Here is a 20,217-nt window from a genome sequence, read left to right as displayed (position 1 = left end):
AGGTCAATTTGATCCCGGATGTATCACAGGCGCTGACCTGGCTGGAAAAACACCCTGAAGCACTGAAAGGGATAAATCGTGGTCTTGAGCGTGAGACGCTGCGCGTTAACGCTGATGGCTCACTGGCAACGACCGGGCACCCGGAATCACTCGGCTCGACGTTGACCCATAAATGGATCACTACCGATTTCGCCGAAGCGCTGCTGGAATTTATCACTCCGGTTGATGGCGACGTCAATCATATGCTCACCTTCCTGCGTGACGTGCACCGTTATACGGCGCGTCATCTTGGCGATGAACGGATGTGGCCGCTGAGTATGCCGTGCTATATCGCGCCGGGCCAGGATATCGAACTGGCGCAGTACGGCACGTCTAACGTTGGCCGTCTGAAAACGCTGTATCGCGAAGGGCTGAAGAATCGCTATGGCGCGCTGATGCAAACCATCTCTGGCGTGCATTACAACTTCTCTTTGCCGATGGCGTTCTGGCAGGCGAAGTGCGGTGTGACGGATGCTGAGAGCGGTAAAGATGCGATCTCTGCTGGCTATTTCCGCGCGATCCGCAACTATTATCGTTTTGGCTGGGTGATCCCGTATCTGTTTGGCGCCTCTCCGGCGATTTGCTCCTCTTTCCTGCAAGGGAAGGAGAGTGCGTTGCCGTTTGAGAAAACCGACTGCGGCATGTACTACCTGCCTTACGCCACGTCTCTGCGTCTGAGCGATCTCGGCTATACCAATAAATCGCAAAGCAATCTCGGAATTACGTTTAACGAATTGCATGAATACGTGGCAGGATTAAAGCGGGCGATCAAAACACCATCGGAAGAATATGCGCGTATTGGTGTTGAGAAAGACGGTAAGCGTCTGCAAATCAACAGCAATATCTTGCAGATTGAGAACGAGCTCTACGCACCGATTCGTCCTAAACGCGTGACACGTAGCGGTGAGAATCCGTCTGACGCGCTGCTGCGTGGTGGCATCGAATATATCGAAGTGCGCTCGCTGGATATTAACCCGTTCTCACCAATCGGCGTGGATGAGCAGCAGATTCGCTTCCTTGATCTGTTTATGGTCTGGTGCGTGCTGGCTGATGCGCCTGAAATGAGCAGCAAGGAGCTGCAATGCACGCGCACCAACTGGAATCGCGTGATTCTGGAAGGACGTAAGCCGGGCCTCACGCTGGGCATGGGTTGCGAAACCGCACAGTTCCCGCTGCCGAAAGTGGGTAAAGATCTGTTCCGCGATCTGAAACGTGTGGCGCAGACCATGGACAGCATTGAAGGCGGTGAAGCTTACCAGAAAGTGTGCGATGAACTGGTTGCGTGCTTTGATAATCCGGAATTAACCTTCTCAGCGCGCATTCTGCGTTCTATGCTTGATGAGGGCATTGGTGGAACCGGCAAGGCGCTGGCGGAGCAATATCGTAATATGCTGCGTGAGGAGCCGCTGGAGATCCTAACCGAAGAGGAATTTGCTGCGGAACGTGATGCATCCGTTGAGCGTCAGCGTAAGCTGGAAGCCTCGGATACGGAATCATTTGAAGCGTTGCTGGCAAAACACGCCTGACAGAAAAGAAAAAGGCCACATCACTGTGGCCAAATATACATCTCTGAATTCAGGGATGATGATAACAAATGCGCGTCTTTCATATACTCAGACTCGCACTTGAAAGAAGAGTTCAGTTTTTTTTAAAAAAAATCACTTTATCCCTAAAAATCCTGTTTGTGATGGCTTAAAAGTTATATTTTTCAGTCTATTAGGGTGAGAAATAAAATGCCTGGGATAAGGGATACACCGGAGGTTACGAAATGCCGTTGTTAGATAGCTTCACTGTCGATCACACCCGTATGGAAGCCCCAGCAGTCCGTGTAGCCAAAACGATGAACACGCCGCATGGTGACGCGATTACCGTTTTTGATCTGCGCTTTTGTGTGCCAAACAAAGAAGTGATGCCGGAAAAAGGCATTCACACGCTGGAACACCTGTTTGCCGGGTTCATGCGTAATCACCTTAACGGTAACGGCGTTGAGATCATCGACATCTCCCCGATGGGCTGCCGCACCGGCTTCTATATGAGCCTGATCGGTACGCCGGATGAGCAGCGCGTGGCGGATGCGTGGAAAGCGGCAATGGCAGACGTGCTGAAAGTTCAGGATCAGAATCAGATCCCGGAACTGAACGTGTACCAATGTGGTACATATCAGATGCACTCCCTGGCGGAAGCGCAGGAAATTGCGCGCCATATTCTCGACCGCGACGTGCGCGTGAACAGCAATGATGAGCTGGCGCTGCCGAAAGAGAAGTTACAGGAATTGCATATTTAGTCTGGCAATGCCGAATAATCCGGTCGACATGATCGTACGGAAAACGCAGGCCCGGTAAGCGAAGCGCCACCGGGCAACAAAAAAGGGCCAATGGCCCTTTTTTTACATCAACAACTTAATGCGCGCCACCGCCGCCGCCCCCGGCGCCGAATGGCGGTCTGGCAAACCACACCAGGCCCAGCAGCACGAGAAATATCCCCGCCGAGATCCAGAATATCTCGTTTGCCGAGATTATCAGCCCCTGATTGGTTATCTGCTGCGCCAGCCAGCCAGAAGCCTGCTGTTGCGACATGCCCATTCCCTCAAGCTGATTGTACATCGCCTGAGCATCCGGGTTATACGGCGTGACATACTCCGTTAACTGCGCATGGTGCAGCGATTCCCGGTTGGTCCACAGAGTGGTGGTAATGGATGTCCCGATAGAGCCTGCCAGCGTACGCGTAAAGTTCGACAAACTCGATGCCGCCGCCAGACGCTCAGGCGGTAAACCGGAGAGCGTAATGGTCGTTAGCGGCATAAAGAAGCATGCCACCGCGAAGCCCTGGATAAACTGCGGCCAGGCCGATGCGCCAAAATCCATCCCCGGCTCGAAGGTGTAAGCGCGCCAGTAGAAGCAGACCGCATACATAATAAAGCTGAAGGTGACCAGACGGCGCATATCGAGTTTATGCGCAAAGCGACCGATAATCGGTGACAGAATCACCGGTATCACGCCCACCGGCGCAGAAGCCAGCCCCGCCCACGTCGCGGTATAGCCGTAAACTTCCTGCAAAAGCTGCGGTAGCAGAACGATCGCGCCGAAGTAGAGCATATACGCCAGGCTGATACACAAACAGCCGATGGTAAAGTTTCGCGACTTGAAGAGTGAGAGATCGACTATCGGATTATCGTCCGTCAGCTCCCAGACAATCAGGAAGCTTAGCGACACCACCGCCACAATAGTCAGTACGATGATCTCGGTGGAGTTGAACCAGTCGAGTTCTTTTCCCTGGTCGAGCATGACCTGTAAACTGCCGATACCCAGCACCAACAGTGCAAGACCAATACCGTCGATGCGACGTTGCTCGGTGCGCGTTTCACGCCCACGCAGTGCCTGAAGGCTCATCAGCACCACCACGATACCAATCGGCACGTTGATGAAGAAAATCCAGCCCCAATGATAGTTATCGCTGATATAGCCGCCGAGAATTGGCCCGCAAATCGGCGCGACAATCACGGTCATCGACCACAGCGCCAGCGCAATAGAGCGTTTAGCAGGCGGATAGTTGCTGAGTAACAGACTTTGCGACAGCGGGATCAGTGGCCCGGCAACAATCCCCTGAATCACGCGGAAGAAGATAAGCATGCCCAGACTGTTGGAAACGCCGCAGGCCCACGACGCGATAGCGAAGGCCACGGTAGACCACAGGAACAGCTTCACCTCGCCGACACGCTTCGCCAGCCACCCGGTGATCGGAATGGAGATGGCGTTCGCGACACCGAACGAGGTGATAACCCAGGTCCCCTGGCTCAATGATGAGCCAAGGTTACCGGCGATCGTCGGGATCGCCACGTTTGCGATGGTGGAGTCCAGCACCTGCATGAAAGTCGCAAGCGACAACGCAATGGTCATGATGACCAGTTGCGCGCCTTCCAGCGGTTTTTGCTGTTGCATTACACTCACCCCGGGATCAGTTGGCGTTGGCCTGCACGATGTCGTTGATCAGCTTGTTGACCGGATCGAGACTGATTTCACGCGCGTTACTTTCGTAAGCCGGGCTGGTACGCACCTGACTTGCCAGGATCTGACCGTCGCGGTTCGAAGTATCGACTTTCACCAGCGTGGAGAGGCCAATACGTAGCGGATGTTCCGCCAGCTGTTTCTCATCCAGCTCAACACGAACCGGCAGACGCTGAACCACTTTGATCCAGTTCCCGGTGGCGTTCTGCGCAGGCAGCAGCGAGAAGGCGCTACCGGTGCCCATATCGAGGCCGACCACTTTGCCGTGATATTCAACGTCATCGCCATAAATATCAGAGATAACGGTAACCGGCTGGCCAATACGCATGTGCGCCAGCTGCGTCTCTTTGAAGTTCGCATCAATCCACAAATTGTTCGCCGGAACAACCGCCATCAATGCGGTGGTTGGGCTAATCTGCGCGCCAGGCTGTACCTGACGACGAGATACATAACCGGTCATCGGGCTGACGATTTTGGTTCGTTGCAGAGCGAGCCAGGCATTACGCACTTCTGTCGCCGCCTGTTTCACCGTCGGCTGGTCTTCGAGCTTCGTCCCCAGAATAATCGCCTGGTTGGCGTTATATTGCTGGATAGCGACGTCGAGTTGCGCCTGCGCGCTGGCAACCGCATCGCGCGCGTGTTGCAGCTCTTCGCGGCCAATCAGGTTGGCGCTACCCAGCGGAATACGGCGATTTAAGTCTGTCTGCGCCTGAGCCAGTGCGGTTTTTTTCACGTCGATGCTCGCCTGCAATTGCTTGCTGTTGATCATCGTTTGACGCATCTGGCGCACGGTAGAGGCCAGTGCGGTTTGCGCTTTTTCGAAGGCCTGCTGTGCATCGGTCTGATCGAGCGTAACCAGCACATCGCCTTTTTGCACAAAGTCGGTGTTATCGGCCCAGACTTTCGTCACGCTGCCGGACACCTGCGCCATAATTTGTACCTGGTTCCCTGCCACGTAGGCGTCATCGGTTTCTTCAAAATGACGCAGTACTAAAAACCAGTAAATCCCATATGCCACAGCAATAATGACAAAGAGCAAGGTCAACAGCACCAGGGCGCGCTTACGCGTGCCTTTCTTGTTGGCCGGTTGCTGCGGGGTTTGAGTCTCCGCATTTGCGCTCATGTTATTCTCCACGATCTTATTATTTCACATCGGCTGAGCCGACCTGTTTATCAGAAAGGCCAGCAGAGGGGAATCTGCTGGCCTATCAGTTTCTGTTATCAATCAGGATAATTGAGCGATATCCGGACTTAGCGCAGTGCCTCAAGGACAACGCCATCTTCATCCATCTGATCCAGACGGGTGAGGAGCTTCCGGGTGATATGCTCAAGCTGGTCTTTTTCAGCCGCGCTTAAAGAAGACCAGAGTTGATGTAAGCAATGATGTTGCGGAGGCAGAACCTCACGCAGGAATTGATGACCTTTATCGGTAAGCTGCAGGTGCAGGCAACGACGATCGTTGTCGCTTTCGCGACGCTCGATCCAGCCGCGTTTTTCCAGCTCATCGGCGATACGGGTGGCATTGGTACGAGACGAGCCCAGCGCGCAGCTCAGCTCAGAAGGCTGAATGCTGTGATTTTCCTGAGACTCCAGCGTAATTAACGCCATAAACAATGTCTCGTTAATCCCCTGAGCTTTCAGCATCTTATTGCGGTTGTCCAGCAGCTTGCCCTGCATGTGCATGCATAGACGAGTCAGAAGAATTTCCTGAAACGGAAAATCTTCATGGCGGCTGGCGCGAAATTTTAGCATTTGTTCAATGGGCGTAAACGAACTATCCATTTGGGCATAACCTCATTAATTTCAGCCGATATAGTAACGACGGTGACAAATAAAGTAAATGAATTATTGATTCGAATTTATATGACGAATCTATCAAAGTGAAAATCGGGCCGTTCCGCAGCCCGAGTCAGCAGTGCAGGGCGTTACTCCTGCGGTTGGTGTCGGTAGCCGCGCCACCACACCAACAGATTGAGCAGCGTAATGCATGCGCCAACCAGACAAACCCCATTCCAGCCTGCATGTTGCCAGGCGGAAGCGGAAATCAGCGACCCGGCCGCGCCGCCGATGAAATAGCAGGTCATGTAACCTGCCGTCAGACGGTTACGCGCATCGGGATGCACGCGATAAATCACCGTCTGATTTGTGATATGTACACCCTGAACCATCAGGTCGAGTAGCAGAATACCGACGATCAGCGCCGCCACGGAGACCTGCCCGTACCAGATAGCCAGCCAGGAGAGCAGCAGCGCCAGCAGGCTTACTGTGGTGGTCAGATGCGCTTTACCTTTATCAGCCAGCGTACCCACCGGACGCGCGCCTAACGCGCCGGCCGCACCCACCAGGCCGAACAGACCAATGGTACCTTCGGAGAAGTGATAGGGGGCGCCTGCGAGGAGGAAGGCCATGGATGTCCAGAGAATGCTGAAGCTGGCGAAGGTCAGGCAACCCAGCAGAGCGCGAGTGCGAAGAAGTTTGTTATGGGCAAACAGATGGTAAATTGAGCCAAGAATGCGCGGATAGCTCAGGTGATTGTCCTGTTTGAGCTTCGGTAAACCCCGCCACAGCGCCAGTGCCAGAATCACCATTAAGACGCTGGCGACCCAGAACACGGTGCGCCAGCCGCCGAGGTTTGCCAGCAATCCGGCAACGGTACGCGCCAGCAGGATCCCAAGCAGAAGACCGCTCATCACCGTACCGACCACTTTGCCGCGTTTTTCCGGGGCGGCGAGGGTAGCCGCCATAGGGACTAACAGCTGCGCCACGACTGAAAAGAGTCCGGTCAGCGCGGTGCCCAGAATCATCATTCCCAATGAAGTACTGCTGGCCGTGATCAGCATTCCGCCAGCGGCGAGCAGCGTCATAATGACAATCAAGCGTCGGCGCTCAAACATATCGCCGAGCGGTACCAGGAACAGCAGCCCGGCAGCATAGCCAAGCTGTGCTGCCGTGACGATAAAGCCTGCCTGGCTGGCGCTCAGGGAAAACGCGCGGGCAATGGCTTCCAGCAGCGGCTGCGCATAATAATTGCTGGCGACGGCAAGCCCGGTGGCGACAGACATCAGGACAATCAGCGCGGGACTCAGCCCGTGTGAGGTTTTGGTCATTGGGGTAAATTATTTTCGTGGTGATTATTATTGATGTTACCAATAATAACGGATGCAGGGGGAATTAAGTGAAATGAATGGTGGCGAGACGTGCGGTTTCTGTGGGGAGGCCCCTCAACCTACCCCTCTCCCACAGGGAGAGGGGACTGAGTGTGCATATCTGCACGTCCTGCACCGGTTTTCTCCCTCTCCCTGTGGGAGAGGGCAGGGATGAGGATGTTATTTCTGCGCCGCCAGCGCCTCTTTCACCCAGCCATCAAACTGCGCCTGGTGGGCTTTGATCCAGCCATCAACGTGACCCTGAATATCCCCTTCCGATGCTTTGCCTTCATGCATCATCGAGTTCTGGGCGTTAATGTCAGCAACCGGCAGTTTCATAATAGAGAATAGTTTTGCCGCCGCCGGGTTTTTCTCGGCCCAGACTTTGTTGGCAACAATATGCATGGTGCTGACCGGGAAGCCATAGTTCGCGCCGTTCGGCAGTTTGGTATCGATGTCTTTCTGCACGCCTGGCAGGGAAGAGAACGGCACCTGCAGCCATACCACATCTTTACCCGGCTTCATCACGTCGCTCACCCAGTAAGGCGTCCAGGTGTAATACAGCACCGGTTTGCCTTCTTTATAACGGGTAATGGTATCGGCCATCATCGCCGCATAGTTACCCTGGTTGTGGTTAACGGTTTTGGTCAGGCCGTAGGCATCCAGTTGATGGTTAATGGCCGCTTCACAACCCCAGCCTGGGTTACAGCCGGTTAAATCAGCTTTGCCGTCACCATTGCTGTCGAACAGTTTGGCGATTTTCGGATCTTTAAGCTGCTCAATATTGGTGATGTGATACTGATCGGCGGTTTTTTTGTCGATCAGATAACCCTGAGCCGCACCGTTCACAAATACGCCTTCACGGTAGAATTTCTTGTCGCCACCGGCAGCGGCATACATATCGTCATGCAGCGGCTGCCAGTTGACGGCGGTGAAAGTGGAATCGCCAGATGCCAGTGAAGTGTAAGCAACGTTGTAGTCAACTTCATCGGGCTTATTGACGGTATAGCCCAGTTTTTCCAGCGCGCGGCTGACCAGCAGGGTCTGGAAGGTTTCTTCGGTGATGGTGCTTTGAATTGGCTGTACGGTAACGCCTTTGCCCGGTAAGTCCGCCGCAAAGGTGCTGGTGGAAACAAGGGTGGCGAAGGCTGTGGCTAACATTACGCTATGTCGCATCGTTGTTCCTTTTTTATGATGAGTAAAGTTTGCAGATCCCGGCGCGTGATGCGCCGGGTAAAAACAGGATTACTTGCTGAAAGGACGGGTCAGCAGACCCAGAGGGCCGGTGGTGTACCAGCGGCGGTTGCCACGACTGCGGGAATCGCGGCCAACGGCTTGTGTCAGGCGGTCGAGGATAATCGCCAGAATAACGATCCCGACGCCGCCTACGGTGGCGAGGCCCATATCAAGACGGCCAATACCGCGCAGAACCATCTGGCCCAGGCCGCCCACGGCGATCATCGAGGCGATAACCACCATCGACAGCGCCAGCATCAGCGTCTGGTTCACACCCGCCATAATGGTCGGCATCGCCAACGGGAGCTGGACTTTAAACAGCATCTGACGCGGGCTGGCGCCGAATGAGCGCGACGCTTCAATCAGATCCTCAGGCACCTGGTTAATCCCAAGAATAGTCAGACGTACAATGGGCGGCAGGGCGAAGATAATTGTCACCACGACACCCGGTACGTTACCGATACCGAACAGCATCACGATAGGCACCAGATACACAAATGCTGGCGTGGTCTGCATGGCATCCAGCAATGGGCGAATGATCTTCGACGCCCGTGGGCTTCGCGCCAGCCATATCCCCAACGGTAGTCCGATGATGATACAGAACAGCAGCGCTGTCAGAACCAGTGCCAGGGTAATCATCGCCTGTGACCAGGCACCAATTGCGCCAATGGCAATCAGCGATACCAACGTGGCGACCCCCATGCCGAGGCTCGACATCTGCCAGGCAATCAGGGCGAAAACGAGAATCGCGACGGGCGCAGGCATCCCCAGCAGCAGTTGCTGGAATGCGCTGAGAATGTAATCAATCGGAACACGAATGCCCTGGAACAGCGGGCGGAAGTGCAGCACCACCCAGTCAATGCCATGCGTTACCCAACTGTCCAGCGGGATCAGCGTCTTATGGAACGGATCCAGAATATTGAAATGCTCTGGCTGTGGCGCGGGGGCGCTGGTCAGCCAGTCTGCGCCGCCACCGCCGTCGGCAGGCGCGCTGCCCCAGGCGTCGGCGGATTGTGCGGCATTATCGGCCGCCGGTGCGGTATCCCACGGATTGGTTTGATCAGCCATTGTTTGTCACCTCGCGATCTAAAGCCTGAAGAAGCATGCGTTTAGAAATAACGCCAACGTACTGTTGCTCTTCGCCAACAACCGGGACCGCACACGGGGCCTGGCCGACATGAGAGAGCAATTCGCTGAGCGGTGTTTCTGCGTCAACCACTAATGGCGGATCTAACAAGGCGCTTTCAATTCCCTGACCTGCACTCAGGGCAGCTTTCAGCGTGTCAATTGAGACAATTCCAACAAACTTATTTCCGCGCTCGATGACATAACCATATTCACGGTCATCATCCTGCAATAATTTCAGGGCAGAACGCGGGCCGAATCCTGGCGTTTTTCTGATAATTCCAGCCGGGCTACGGCGGGCAATATCTTTCGCGCTAAATACCTGGCTGATATCGACACCACGGAAGAAGGTGCGCACATAATCATTCGCCGGATTATTGAGAATTTCATCCGGTGTGCCAACCTGTACCACTTCGCCATTTTGCATAATAGCGATGCGATCGCCAATTCGCATGGCTTCGTCGAGATCGTGAGAAATAAAGACGATAGTCCGCTGATGTTTGGCCTGTAATTTTACCAGCTCATCCTGCATTTCCGTTCGAATTAATGGGTCGAGCGCCGAGAAGGCTTCATCCATTAATAAGATATCAGGGTTGATAGCCAGCGCACGGGCTAAACCAACACGCTGACGCATACCGCCAGAGAGTTCATCCGGGTAAGAGTGAGCATAATTTTCCAGCCCGACCTGACGCAGCGCGTCCAGGGCTTTCTCCTGACGCTCGGCGGTTGGAATACCCGCCAGTTCCATACCAAAAGCGGCGTTATCGACCACGGTCATATGCGGCATCAGGGCGAACGACTGGAAGACCATCGCGATTTTCTTTCTGCGCACCTCACGAAGCTCGGCGTCGGAGATTTTGGCGATGTCTACGCCGTCAATCAGCACCTGCCCGCGGGTTGGTTCAATCAGGCGATTGAGAAGGCGTACCATGGTTGATTTACCGGAACCGGATAATCCCATGATGACAAATATCTCGCCTTCTTCAATGGCCAGACTGGCGTCTTTAACGCCAAGCGATAATCCTGTTTTCTCCAGAATTTGTTCTTTGCTGAGGCCTTTTTCAATATATTTGAATGCGCGCTGTGGATGCTCACCAAATACTTTATAAAGATTCTTAACTTCTAATTTAATTGCCATGCAATAATAGAATTCCCGTTATTTATTTATATCAATATGATTCCTGATGGAAATAATTACACGGGTATACCCTAACATACTGAGATTCTATGACAACCCTTGGGAGGATTCTGCTTGCCGAAATGAGAAGGGTGAATTGCCGGGGCTTCCCATGATATAAGGGCTGAGAGCGATTTGAATTTTTATGATATTTTTGCGTTTCCCCACTGCAAATTTCACCTGAAAGCGATACATTCAGGTGAAATGAAGTGGTAAATAACAGTGTAGTAGCTCTAAGAATATTTGTGTGATTAATTGCGCTATTCGCAAAATAATCCGGTAAAAAATGAGGGTTATTTTTACCGGATGAGGTTACTAAAAATCCCAATCATCGTCGGTGGTTTCGACCGCTTTTCCCATCACATAAGAGGAACCTGAACCGGAGAAAAAATCATGATTTTCATCGGCGTTAGGGGAGAGTGCCGCGAGGATTGCCGGGTTAACCTCAGCCATTTCTGGCGGGAATAACGCCTCGTAACCGAGGTTCATCAGTGCCTTATTGGCGTTGTAGCAGAGAAACGCTTTTACCTCATCAACCCAACCGCTGTCGGCATACAGTGCTTCGGTGTAGGCCAGTTCGTTGTCATAGAGATCCATCAGCAAATCGAAGGCAAAATCTTTCAATGCTTCACGCTCCGCCTCGCTGACTTTCTCGAGCCCTTTCTGATACTTATAGCCAATATAGTAACCGTGTACCGCTTCATCGCGAATAATCAGACGGATAAGGTCTGCGGTATTGGTGAGCTTGCCGCGGCTTGACCAGTACATCGGCAACCAAAAGCCGGAATAGAAGAGGAATGATTCCAGAAACACGCTGGCAATTTTCTTCTTCAGCGGTTCATCGGCCTTATAGCGCGCCAGCATCAGGTGTGCTTTTTTCTGCAATGGCGCGTTTTCTTCGCTCCAGGCGTAAGCGGCATCCACATCTTTGGTCTGGCACAGCGTGGAGAAAATCGAACTGTAGGAGCGTGCGTGCACCGCCTCCATAAAGCTGATATTGGACATTACGGCTTCTTCATGCGGCGTGAGTGAATCCGGCATCAACGATGGCGCGCCCACCGTATTCTGAATCGTATCCAGCAGCGTCAGACCGGTAAATACGCGGATGGTTAATTGCTGCTGGGCGGGCGTCAGCCCCTGCCACGCGGGGATATCATTGGATAGCGGCACTTTTTCCGGTAGCCAGAAGTTACTGGTCAGACGGTTCCAGACCTCAAGATCTTTATCGTCCTGAATTTTGTTCCAGTTGACGGCGCTGACGTGCGATAAACGGTTCATCCTTTTCTCCTTACAGCGCGCAGGACACGCAGCCTTCAATTTCGGTGCCTTCCAGCGCAAGCTGGCGCAGGCGAATGTAGTAGAGGGTTTTAATGCCTTTCTTCCAGGCGTAAATTTGCGCTTTATTAATATCGCGCGTGGTGGCGGTATCGGGGAAGAACAGCGTCAGCGAAAGCCCCTGATCGACATGACGCGTTGCTTCTGCGTAGGTGTCGATAATCGCCTGCGGGCCAATCTCGTAGGCGTCCTGATAAAACGCCAGATTATCGTTGTTCATAAACGGCGCAGGGTAGTAAACGCGCCCGGTTTTGCCCTCTTTGCGAATCTCCACCTTCGAAACGATTGGGTGAATGCTTGAGGTGGCGTGGTTGATATAGGAAATCGACCCGGTCGGCGGCACCGCCTGCAAATTCTGGTTATAGATGCCGTAGCACATCACCGCTTCGCGCAGTTGTCGCCAGTTTTCATGGCTCGGTAAGGTAATGCCTGAGCGCTGGAAGAGGGCGCGGACTCGCGCGTGTTTTGGCTGCCAGTCACCTTCCAGATAGTGTGCAAAGTACTCGCCGCTGGCATAGCGTGATTGCTCAAAACCGGCAAAGCGTTGCCCGCGCTCGCGCGCCAGCAGCATTGAGGTATGCAGGGCATGCCAGGTGACGGTATAGAAATAGAGGTTGGTAAATTCCAGCGCTTCCGGGCTACCGTAGGCGATGCCTTCCCGCGCCAGATAACCATGCAAATTCATCTGCCCAAGCCCGATGGCATGTGAGGCGGCGTTACCCGCCTCAATCGATGGAACCGAACGGATATGGCTCATATCAGACACCGCCGTCAGCCCGCGAATGGCGGTGGCGATGGTCAGGCCAAAGTTGGGTGAGTCCATGGTGTGCGCGATGTTCAGCGAGCCGAGATTACAGGAGATATCATGCCCGGTGGCGGCATAATCGAGATTCTCATCGTAGGTCGACGCACTGTTAACCTGCAAAATTTCCGAGCACAGGTTGCTCATGTTGATGCGCCCGGCAATCGGGTTTGCACGGTTCACCGTATCTTCATACATGATGTACGGATAGCCGGATTCAAACTGGATCTCCGCCAGCGTCTGGAAGAAATCACGCGCATTAATATATTTTTTGCGTACGCGCGTGTCCGCTTCCAGCTCGGCATACATTTCGCTGATGGCGATATCGCCAAACGGTTTGCCGTACAGACGTTCGATATCATAGGGCGAAAAGAGCGCCATTTCGGCATTCTCTTTCGCTAACTGGAACGTGATATCCGGGATCACCACGCCAAGCGAGAGCGTTTTAATGCGAATTTTTTCATCAGCATTCTCCCGCTTGGTATCAAGGAAGCGCAAAATGTCCGGGTGATGCGCATGTAAGTAAACGGCGCCCGCGCCCTGACGCGCACCGAGTTGATTGGCGTAGGAGAAGGCATCCTCCAGCATTTTCATTACCGGGATCACGCCGGATGACTGATTCTCGATACGCTTAATCGGCGCACCGGATTCACGTAAATTCGACAGTAAAAAGGCCACGCCGCCGCCGCGTTTTGAAAGCTGTAATGCTGAGTTCACTGCACGGCCGATAGACTCCATATTGTCTTCTATACGCAGCAGGAAGCAGGAAACCAGCTCGCCGCGTTGCTGTTTTCCGCAGTTGAGGAAGGTCGGTGTCGCGGGCTGGAAACGACCGGAAAGCATCTCATCGGTAAGCTGGCAGGCCAGCGCTTCGTCGCCCTGAGCGAGGGTTAATGCCACCATACAAACGCGGTCGGCGAAGTGCTCCAGATAGCGTTTGCCGTCGAAGGTTTTCAATGCATAGCTGGTGTAAAACTTCCATGCACCGAGGAAGGTCTGGAAACGAAAACCGCTGGCGTGCGCGTGTTTGATAAGCGCAGTGACAAACGCGGGGGGATAACGTTTGAGGACGGCGTCATCGTAGTAGCCTTCTGCGACCAGCCAGCGTAGACGCGCGTCTGCGTTATCGAACGTGACGCTGTTCGGTTGAACATGGGCGGCCATAAACGCATCTACGGCTTCGCTGTCCTTTTCAAACTGAATCTGCCCGTTCCGGTCATACAGATTCAGCATCGCATTAAGCGCATGGTAGTCAGGCGCGGCCTGGGTTACAGGTTCTGCGGTTGTCGTTGCCAAAATTCGCTCACTCCTTTTCGCACTGTATCGATATCGTGTTGCGTGCCCATCAGCTCAAAGCGGTAGAGCCAGGGAACGTGGCATTTTTCAGCGATCACCGCGCCCGCGCGGCCATAAGCGTCGCCAAAGTTTCGGTTTCCTGCGGCAATCACGCCACGGATTAACGCCCGATTCTGCGGGTCGTTTAAGAAGCGGATCACCTGACGCGGAACCGCGCCCGCCGTACCGCCGCCGCCATAGCTGGGAACCACCAGAATGTACGGCGCCTCGACTTGAATACGCTCCCGTTCATTGAGTGGAATGCGTATCGCGGGCAACCTGAGACGCACCATAAAGCGGTGCGTGTTCTCAGAGCTGCTGGAGAAGTAGACGAGGCGGCTCATGCGTGGGCGGCAATGGCATCGGGGCGCAGGCGATTGATCATATCAGGGCGGAAGCCGGACCAGCGGGTTTCCCCTGCGATCACCACCGGAAGCTGACGAAATCCCTGTTCACGCAGGGTATCGGCCATTTCAGGGTGCTGGTCGAGATTCACCATCTCGAAATCATAGCCACGGCTCTCCATTGCCCGTTTAGTGGCGTGGCACTGGATGCAGTTATCACGAGTGTAAATAGTAATGCGCATGATTCGTATTTCCATTTAAAATGACAATAGGGCGCAGTTTAGAGCGTCAGTCCGGGAGTGGTTACCTGAGAGGAATACTAGATGTAGTTATTAAAAACTTCAACCATACAATATATGGATGTTTGAACAAAAAAAGCCCCCAGCGCGCAACGCGTTGGGGGCCGGGGATGTTTGTGTAAAAATTACATGCGCATAGCGATGGCCAGGCGGTTAAAGGCGTTCATCAGGCTGATGGCGAAGGTCAGGTCGCTGATTTGTTCGGCGCTAAAGTGCGAGAGCAGCGGTTGATAGACGCTATCTTCCGCATGATATTCGGCGATGTGCGTCACATCTTCCGCCCAGGCCAGTGCCGCGGCTTCCGCTTCAGTGAAGTGATTACTTACTCTCCAGCCAGCCAGCGCGTCCAGTTTGCTCTGATCCACACCCGCTTTGCGCAGGACTTTACTGTGCATTTCAAGGCAGAAGGCGCAGCCGTTAATCTGCGAAACGCGCAGGTAGACGAGCTCCAGCAAAGTGCGATCCAGGGAACTCTTTTCCAGAGCCAGGCTTGCCTGAACCATGCCTTTATACACGTCAGGGCTTAATTCGTTATAGGGTTGGCGCAGCAGGGTCATATTGTCTCTCCTTATCGTTGATGCAACAAAAATAGCACTATAATGGTCTGCATCAGATAGCCATATAATGAGTAAAAAAGCAGACCATGATGCAAAATGATGGCCCACGCTATCGGCATATAGCCAGGCAACTGAAAACCGCGATTGAGGAAGGCAAATTAACGGCAGGCAGACGGCTGCCGTCCAGCCGGGTTTATGCGCAAGAACTGGGCGTATCTCGCGCCACGGTAGAAAATGCGTATGGCGAGCTGGTGGCACAGGGTTGGCTTGAGCGGCGCGGCCAGGCCGGAACGTTTGTCAGTGAACACCTCACGCTCAAACCGGCGGTGGCGGAGCCAACATGGTTTGGCGGCGAAGAACCGCATCCGCAACCTTTTCAGCTTGGGCTACCTGCGCTGGATCTCTTTCCACGCGCATTATGGGCCAGGGTGATGGGGCGGCGATTGCGTACGCAGACGCGCTTTGACCTGGCGCTGGGCGATGTGTGTGGCGAGATGGTGCTGCGTCAGGCGATTGTCGAGTATCTGCGACTGTCGCGTAGCATTGAGTGCCAGCCGGAACAGGTTTTTATTACGTCGGGCTATGCGGCGTCGATGAGTCTGATTTTACGCGCGCTTGCGGGGCGTGGGCAGGGAATGTGGGTGGAAGACCCCGGTTTTCCGTTAATTCGCCCGGTGATTGCGCAGGAAGGCGTGAACATGTACCCGATACCGGTGGATAATGAAGGGATGGATGTGGAGTGGGCACTTACTAATGCACCTGAAGCCCGTTTCGCGCTGCTGACACCTGCACATCAAAGTCCGTTGGGTGTCGCGCTCTCGCTGCCGCGTCGCCGCCAGCTTCTGGACTGGGCTGCACGTCAACAAGCCTGGATCATTGAAGATGATTACGACAGTGAATTTCGCTATCAGGGTAAACCGCTGCCGCCGCTTAAAAGCCTGGATGCACCGCAACGCGTCATTTACGGCGGTACCTTCAGCAAAGCGATGTTTCCGGCGCTGCGCACTGCCTGGCTGGTGGTGCCTGTGCCGCTGGTGGCGCAGTTTCGCCGCCACGTACAAAAAATTGCCTGCCCGGTACCGCTTCTGTGGCAGCAAACGTTGGGTGATTTTATCCATGAAGGTCACTTCTGGCGGCATCTGAAGAAGATGCGCGTGCATTACGCCGAGCGGCGGCGCTGGCTGGAGGAGGCGTTACAGACGCATGGTTTTGACGTGGTGGCGCAGCAAGGGGGCATTCAACTGGTGGTGAATATTTCCGGTGACGATAGGTTACAGGCGCGGCGGGCACGCGATGCAGGGCTGGCCGTACAGGCGCTGAACGACTGGCGGACTAACGGTGACGGTACATCAGGACTCATCATGAGTTTTACTAATATTACGTCGCAGTCGATGGCAAACGAGCAGGTTTCAGCGTTAAAGCTGGCTTTAAATTAAAAACCCCGGCGTAAAAGCCGGGGTACAGACGCGTAGCCGTTCAGAAGCGTTTTCTGATACGACGCATTTATTATCTTCACTGTTTCACTGCAATTATCGACGCAAACTTAATAATGCGCCAACAAATATCCCAACTGCAGCAACCGCGCCTAAGCTCTGCCAGGGTTTTTCGCGCACATAGGTGCTGGCGCAGTTCAGGTAATCGCAGGCGGCCTGCTGGGAACGGCTGCGGCCATGCAATCTGGCGCGGGACTCTTTCAGCAGCGCCTGTGCTTTACGACGCGCGGCGTCAGCTTCACCTTTTGCATCGCTACCCCAGCTTTTCAGTACATCCTCAAGACTATCGGCTAACTGATTGACTTGATCCTGAATATCCTGCGTCTCATCAACTACGTCATTGCGGCCAAATCGATTAGGCATGTGCTTCTCCTTTTTAAGTGGGGACGGAATTAAGTGTAGGCAAAAAAACTCTTCTTTGGGGCGAATCACAGTGAATCGATGCGTTTGTGGATTTTTCTGAAAGCGAGGTTAATGCTGATTACTGTAAGGTGGCGATGCAGTAAAAGATGACGAGGAAAAAATAATGTATTTACGACCTGATGAGGTGGCGCGCGTTCTTGAAAAAGTGGGCTTCACTGTGGATGTGGTAACCCAAAAAGCCTACGGCTATCGCCGTGGCGAGAATTATGTTTATGTGAATCGTGAAGCGCGGATGGGACGCACGGCGTTGATTATCCATCCGGCGTTAAAAGAGCGTAGTAATTCGTTAGCAGAACCGGCTTCTGAAATCAAAACCTGCGATCACTATCATCAATTTCCCCTCTATTTAGGTGGAGATGAACAGCAGCATTACGGAATTCCACATGGCTTCAGCTCGCGTATCGCGCTGGAGCGGTACCTGAACGGTTTATTTGGCGAGTTTCATTAATCGAGCGACTGGCATTCGCCAGTCGCTGTGCATTATGCCTTTGCCTGACTGTACTGGCTGACACGGAAAAGACGGCGGCAGAAATCGAGGAAATAGCCGTACACCGCCCCCATCACCATTGAAACCACGATATTCGAACTTACGGCGGCGGCAATCTGATGCCAGTCTGCGCCGATTGTCAGCAGAATAATCACATAGACCGGCGACTGGAACGTGACATACGCCAGCGTATCGGCAAGGTTTTTCATCCAGCCTGCCGGGCTGATACGGCGCGCCTGACGCATAATTGCATCGCGGTAAACACCATAAGGCCATGCAATAATAATGTTAACCGGTACCGCTAACAGACGAGAAGAAAGCGACTGCTCAAAGGTCATTCCGGAGAGAAAAATTTCAATCATCATGTTCACGACGGAACAGTAGACAACCATGGCGAAAGTGTCTGCTGCTGCGTGACGCAGGCGTGACTGCGCAGAGAACATCGGTATGCTCCTCGAAAAGTTACGAAAACCGTCATTATTAGGGGGTTAAAGGCGTTTTGGGTTGCCTTTGTTGATATGTATAGATTATCTGTCTGGGTTAAAACTAACAACTAGTGAAATATTTTTATTTAAAGCCTTTTTGTCAATAAAATACTCTGCCGGTAAGCGATTTTACCCATTGGCATTATTTTTTAAATATTAGTTGTTGTTTTTTATTTTAAATCAAGTGGTTATGTTTTTGCTCTCACTGTATAGCGTGAAACGGTTAGGCACTGTTGGAGCCGCTAAGCCAGAGATTAGGTGTAAAAGTGTGAACCTGGTCGATTTTGGTGTTTTTTATGCCATTAATCCAGATTTCGTAGCAGTTAGTTCTGATGATGTGATGTTGTGATTATGCACTGATAGTGGGTGATTATTCACATTGCTGTTTTGTTAACAAAACGTTATGCAGCACGGCTAATACGCATTGCTTCGGGGTATATTAATTTATAATCTGATTGCTCTATTTAAATATAATGATAGAGCTCAATGAAGATATATTCATTAATATTCGGGCGGTAGCAATATATTCTTAAATACAATATAATTAGCTACTGTCGTAATGTATTTTGTTTTGAATAAGGAATTTTTTAGCCCTATGTCTGTTATGTTACAAAAATTGAATAACATCCGTTCTTTGCGTGCAATGGCGCGAGATTTCTCCATTGACGTTCTTGAAGAAATGCTGGAAAAATTCAGGACCGTCACTGAAGAAAAGAGAAGTGAAGAGCAGTTAGCGATGCAGCAACGCGCTGAACAGCAAGAAAAAATTAATACCTGGCTGGAGTTAATGCAGGCCGATGGTATTTCGCCGGAAGAACTGGCAGATATGAAAGCGGCGATTGCCGCCGCACCGAAAAAACGTGCATCGCGTCCGGCGAAATATCGCTTTACGGATTTTAATGGTGAAGTAAAAACCTGGACTGGCCAGGGGCGTACGCCGAAACCTATCGCGCAGGCGCTGGCTAACGGTAAATCACTGGATGATTTTCTAATCTAAGTGAATGAACAAAGCGGTGAGAAGAGTCTCACCGCACAATTTTTTAGCACACGCCAAAATCACCTTCTTCAGTATAGGGCGTAACGTCTTCCAGCTTCAGGGTATATTTCTCTCCCTGCTCATTACTTGCCTGTACCGCTACAATATGATCGTTGTGCGTTTCCAGAACTTTGAGTTTTGGCCCACCCATTTTCGGTTGTACAAAATCACCTGGTGAATACATCGCGATACTCCTGCTCTACTTGTTGACGTTACCTAAGATTATGCTGATGTAACGAAATAGTAAATGCGGAGTCGGGACTTCCTTAACGACGGTTCCACGGCATGATGGCTAATAGCCTGGCCATACCACAAAATCCGCTGATTCCCGCGAAAGTGAGGCCCGCACCGACAAAGGCGCTCAACAGAAAGAATGCCTCTGATACCGTGTAACCCAAAACGCAGCCCAGGAGAATCAATCCCCCGGCCGCAATTTGCACCTGCCGCATAAGCGGTAATGGCTGCTTTTTATCTTCTACCGTTTCCAGCCCGGCCGCTTTCCACGCCTGAATGCCGCCTTCCAGCACCTTTACCTTAGCCGGCGCAGCGGCGGCAACCAGGCGGGTGAGATTGTTGCGAGTGCGGTTTCCGGACTGACAATGAAAGATAACCACGTCATCGGCGTTCACTGGCAGCGAGGCTCCCTGCTCAATGGCGCTTAATGGGAAGGGGTGAGCCTGGGCAATATGCTCGCGGGCAAATTCATCCGCATCGCGGATATCAACCAGCTTTGCGCCTTCATGAAGCTGCATTAGCGCCTGCTGGGGGGAAATCATCTCTGTTGTCATTATCCTGGTTCCTTATGCAGGGGTATTCTCATCTTAATGTATATGCAGATAAATAACGAGCGAAGGAGCCATCATCTATAGGGGGGTTAATAATTAATAACAATAG

General features: G+C 52.8%; 21 protein-coding genes. 5 read left to right on the top strand and 16 right to left on the bottom strand.

The features are described 5' to 3' along the window. Positions 1-8: 8 nt before the first annotated feature. Both gshA and luxS read left to right on the top strand, forming a co-directional pair. The gene (gene gshA / locus DBY68_RS10220) at positions 9-1,565 is read left to right on the top strand and encodes a glutamate--cysteine ligase (RefSeq protein ID WP_108476424.1); all 1,557 of its coding nucleotides are present in this window, start codon (positions 9-11) and stop codon (positions 1,563-1,565) included. 242 nt (positions 1,566-1,807) lie between these two features. Beyond that, entirely contained in the window at positions 1,808-2,323 is a 516-nt protein-coding gene (gene luxS, locus DBY68_RS10215; RefSeq protein WP_108476425.1) for an S-ribosylhomocysteine lyase, read from the top strand. A gap of 115 nt (positions 2,324-2,438) precedes the next feature. Here the strand turns inward: luxS and emrB are convergent, their stop codons facing one another. The 12 genes from emrB to DBY68_RS10155 all read right to left on the bottom strand — a co-directional run bounded on the left by emrB (position 2,439) and on the right by DBY68_RS10155 (position 15,399). After that, positions 2,439-3,977 carry a multidrug efflux MFS transporter permease subunit EmrB gene (gene emrB, locus DBY68_RS10210; RefSeq protein ID WP_015963309.1) on the bottom strand — a complete coding sequence of 513 codons (1,539 nt, stop codon included), beginning with the start codon at positions 3,975-3,977 and terminating at the stop codon, positions 2,439-2,441. 16 nt (positions 3,978-3,993) lie between these two features. Further along, positions 3,994-5,166: a multidrug efflux MFS transporter periplasmic adaptor subunit EmrA gene (emrA, locus tag DBY68_RS10205; protein ID WP_108476426.1), complete on the bottom strand. Its 1,173-nt coding sequence runs from the start codon at positions 5,164-5,166 to the stop codon at positions 3,994-3,996. 128 nt (positions 5,167-5,294) lie between these two features. After that, positions 5,295-5,825 (bottom strand): transcriptional repressor MprA, encoded by a 531-nt coding sequence (gene mprA, locus DBY68_RS10200; RefSeq protein ID WP_015963311.1) that lies wholly within the window; start codon positions 5,823-5,825, stop codon positions 5,295-5,297. Between the two features lie 143 nt (positions 5,826-5,968). After that, entirely contained in the window at positions 5,969-7,150 is a 1,182-nt protein-coding gene (locus tag DBY68_RS10195) for an MFS transporter (protein WP_108476427.1), read from the bottom strand. Between the two features lie 219 nt (positions 7,151-7,369). Continuing rightward, a complete protein-coding gene (proX, locus tag DBY68_RS10190) occupies positions 7,370-8,365 on the bottom strand; it encodes a glycine betaine/L-proline ABC transporter substrate-binding protein ProX (protein ID WP_108476428.1) in 996 nt (331 codons plus the stop codon). Positions 8,366-8,434: 69 nt separating this feature from the next. Then, positions 8,435-9,493 carry a glycine betaine/L-proline ABC transporter permease ProW gene (gene proW / locus DBY68_RS10185; RefSeq protein ID WP_108476429.1) on the bottom strand — a complete coding sequence of 353 codons (1,059 nt, stop codon included), beginning with the start codon at positions 9,491-9,493 and terminating at the stop codon, positions 8,435-8,437. Next, complete coding sequence (gene proV / locus DBY68_RS10180) at positions 9,486-10,688, bottom strand: glycine betaine/L-proline ABC transporter ATP-binding protein ProV (RefSeq protein WP_015963315.1); 1,203 nt, start codon at positions 10,686-10,688, stop codon at positions 9,486-9,488. Before proV ends, proW begins: the two co-directional genes overlap by 8 nt. A gap of 354 nt (positions 10,689-11,042) precedes the next feature. Continuing rightward, positions 11,043-12,005, bottom strand: coding sequence for a class 1b ribonucleoside-diphosphate reductase subunit beta (gene nrdF / locus DBY68_RS10175; RefSeq protein WP_108476430.1), 963 nt, complete (start codon positions 12,003-12,005; stop codon positions 11,043-11,045). A gap of 10 nt (positions 12,006-12,015) precedes the next feature. Next, positions 12,016-14,160 (bottom strand): class 1b ribonucleoside-diphosphate reductase subunit alpha, encoded by a 2,145-nt coding sequence (gene nrdE, locus DBY68_RS10170; RefSeq protein ID WP_108476431.1) that lies wholly within the window; start codon positions 14,158-14,160, stop codon positions 12,016-12,018. Then, positions 14,133-14,543, bottom strand: a complete 411-nt coding sequence (gene nrdI, locus DBY68_RS10165) for a class Ib ribonucleoside-diphosphate reductase assembly flavoprotein NrdI (protein WP_108476432.1) — start codon at positions 14,541-14,543, stop codon at positions 14,133-14,135. The genes nrdE and nrdI overlap by 28 nt, the downstream gene beginning before the upstream one ends. After that, positions 14,540-14,785: a glutaredoxin-like protein NrdH gene (gene nrdH, locus DBY68_RS10160; RefSeq protein WP_108476433.1), complete on the bottom strand. Its 246-nt coding sequence runs from the start codon at positions 14,783-14,785 to the stop codon at positions 14,540-14,542. Before nrdH ends, nrdI begins: the two co-directional genes overlap by 4 nt. A gap of 182 nt (positions 14,786-14,967) precedes the next feature. Beyond that, complete coding sequence (locus DBY68_RS10155) at positions 14,968-15,399, bottom strand: carboxymuconolactone decarboxylase family protein (RefSeq protein WP_108476434.1); 432 nt, start codon at positions 15,397-15,399, stop codon at positions 14,968-14,970. An 89-nt stretch (positions 15,400-15,488) separates the two neighbouring features. On the opposite strand from DBY68_RS10155, the gene DBY68_RS10150 reads away from it, so the two are divergent. Then, entirely contained in the window at positions 15,489-16,835 is a 1,347-nt protein-coding gene (locus DBY68_RS10150) for a PLP-dependent aminotransferase family protein (protein WP_108476435.1), read from the top strand. A gap of 93 nt (positions 16,836-16,928) precedes the next feature. On the opposite strand, the gene DBY68_RS10145 is transcribed toward DBY68_RS10150, so the two are convergent. Continuing rightward, positions 16,929-17,255 carry a DUF883 family protein gene (locus DBY68_RS10145; RefSeq protein WP_015963322.1) on the bottom strand — a complete coding sequence of 109 codons (327 nt, stop codon included), beginning with the start codon at positions 17,253-17,255 and terminating at the stop codon, positions 16,929-16,931. 163 nt (positions 17,256-17,418) lie between these two features. On the opposite strand from DBY68_RS10145, the gene DBY68_RS10140 reads away from it, so the two are divergent. Beyond that, the gene (locus DBY68_RS10140) at positions 17,419-17,763 is read left to right on the top strand and encodes a DUF2002 family protein (RefSeq protein ID WP_108476436.1); all 345 of its coding nucleotides are present in this window, start codon (positions 17,419-17,421) and stop codon (positions 17,761-17,763) included. A 32-nt stretch (positions 17,764-17,795) separates the two neighbouring features. Here DBY68_RS10140 and alaE read toward each other — a convergent pair whose 3' ends face one another. Next, entirely contained in the window at positions 17,796-18,245 is a 450-nt protein-coding gene (gene alaE, locus DBY68_RS10135; RefSeq protein WP_108476437.1) for an L-alanine exporter AlaE, read from the bottom strand. Positions 18,246-18,882: 637 nt separating this feature from the next. On the opposite strand from alaE, the gene stpA reads away from it, so the two are divergent. Continuing rightward, positions 18,883-19,284 (top strand): DNA-binding protein StpA, encoded by a 402-nt coding sequence (gene stpA, locus DBY68_RS10130; RefSeq protein ID WP_108476438.1) that lies wholly within the window; start codon positions 18,883-18,885, stop codon positions 19,282-19,284. Positions 19,285-19,327: 43 nt separating this feature from the next. On the opposite strand, the gene DBY68_RS10125 is transcribed toward stpA, so the two are convergent. Next, entirely contained in the window at positions 19,328-19,507 is a 180-nt protein-coding gene (locus tag DBY68_RS10125; RefSeq protein ID WP_108476439.1) for a hypothetical protein, read from the bottom strand. Between the two features lie 82 nt (positions 19,508-19,589). Beyond that, on the bottom strand, positions 19,590-20,111 hold the full coding sequence (locus DBY68_RS10120; protein WP_108476440.1) for a rhodanese family protein: 522 nt from the start codon (positions 20,109-20,111) through the stop codon (positions 19,590-19,592). Between the last annotated feature and the right edge of the window lie 106 nt (positions 20,112-20,217).

Origin of the sequence: Pseudocitrobacter sp. RIT415 (assembly GCF_003057695.2) — a bacterium.
Classification (GTDB): domain Bacteria; phylum Pseudomonadota; class Gammaproteobacteria; order Enterobacterales; family Enterobacteriaceae; genus Pseudocitrobacter; species Pseudocitrobacter faecalis.
The sequence above is the reverse complement of the archived record's forward strand: the minus strand, read 5'-3'. Positions and strand labels throughout refer to the sequence as shown.

Bases quoted from the DNA above. Each gene is read 5' to 3' on its own strand.
- luxS (WP_108476425.1), top strand. From the start codon at position 1,808: ATGCCGTTGTTAGATAGCTTCACTGTCGATCACACCCGTATGGAAGCC.
- emrB (WP_015963309.1), bottom strand. From the start codon at position 3,977: ATGCAACAGCAAAAACCGCTGGAAGGCGCGCAACTGGTCATCATGACC.
- emrA (WP_108476426.1), bottom strand. From the start codon at position 5,166: ATGAGCGCAAATGCGGAGACTCAAACCCCGCAGCAACCGGCCAACAAG.
- mprA (WP_015963311.1), bottom strand. From the start codon at position 5,825: ATGGATAGTTCGTTTACGCCCATTGAACAAATGCTAAAATTTCGCGCC.
- DBY68_RS10195 (WP_108476427.1), bottom strand. From the start codon at position 7,150: ATGACCAAAACCTCACACGGGCTGAGTCCCGCGCTGATTGTCCTGATG.
- proX (WP_108476428.1), bottom strand. From the start codon at position 8,365: ATGCGACATAGCGTAATGTTAGCCACAGCCTTCGCCACCCTTGTTTCC.
- proW (WP_108476429.1), bottom strand. From the start codon at position 9,493: ATGGCTGATCAAACCAATCCGTGGGATACCGCACCGGCGGCCGATAAT.
- proV (WP_015963315.1), bottom strand. From the start codon at position 10,688: ATGGCAATTAAATTAGAAGTTAAGAATCTTTATAAAGTATTTGGTGAG.
- nrdF (WP_108476430.1), bottom strand. From the start codon at position 12,005: ATGAACCGTTTATCGCACGTCAGCGCCGTCAACTGGAACAAAATTCAG.
- nrdI (WP_108476432.1), bottom strand. From the start codon at position 14,543: ATGAGCCGCCTCGTCTACTTCTCCAGCAGCTCTGAGAACACGCACCGC.
- nrdH (WP_108476433.1), bottom strand. From the start codon at position 14,785: ATGCGCATTACTATTTACACTCGTGATAACTGCATCCAGTGCCACGCC.
- DBY68_RS10155 (WP_108476434.1), bottom strand. From the start codon at position 15,399: ATGACCCTGCTGCGCCAACCCTATAACGAATTAAGCCCTGACGTGTAT.
- DBY68_RS10150 (WP_108476435.1), top strand. From the start codon at position 15,489: ATGCAAAATGATGGCCCACGCTATCGGCATATAGCCAGGCAACTGAAA.
- DBY68_RS10145 (WP_015963322.1), bottom strand. From the start codon at position 17,255: ATGCCTAATCGATTTGGCCGCAATGACGTAGTTGATGAGACGCAGGAT.
- DBY68_RS10140 (WP_108476436.1), top strand. From the start codon at position 17,419: ATGTATTTACGACCTGATGAGGTGGCGCGCGTTCTTGAAAAAGTGGGC.
- alaE (WP_108476437.1), bottom strand. From the start codon at position 18,245: ATGTTCTCTGCGCAGTCACGCCTGCGTCACGCAGCAGCAGACACTTTC.
- stpA (WP_108476438.1), top strand. From the start codon at position 18,883: ATGTCTGTTATGTTACAAAAATTGAATAACATCCGTTCTTTGCGTGCA.
- DBY68_RS10125 (WP_108476439.1), bottom strand. From the start codon at position 19,507: ATGTATTCACCAGGTGATTTTGTACAACCGAAAATGGGTGGGCCAAAA.
- DBY68_RS10120 (WP_108476440.1), bottom strand. From the start codon at position 20,111: ATGACAACAGAGATGATTTCCCCCCAGCAGGCGCTAATGCAGCTTCAT.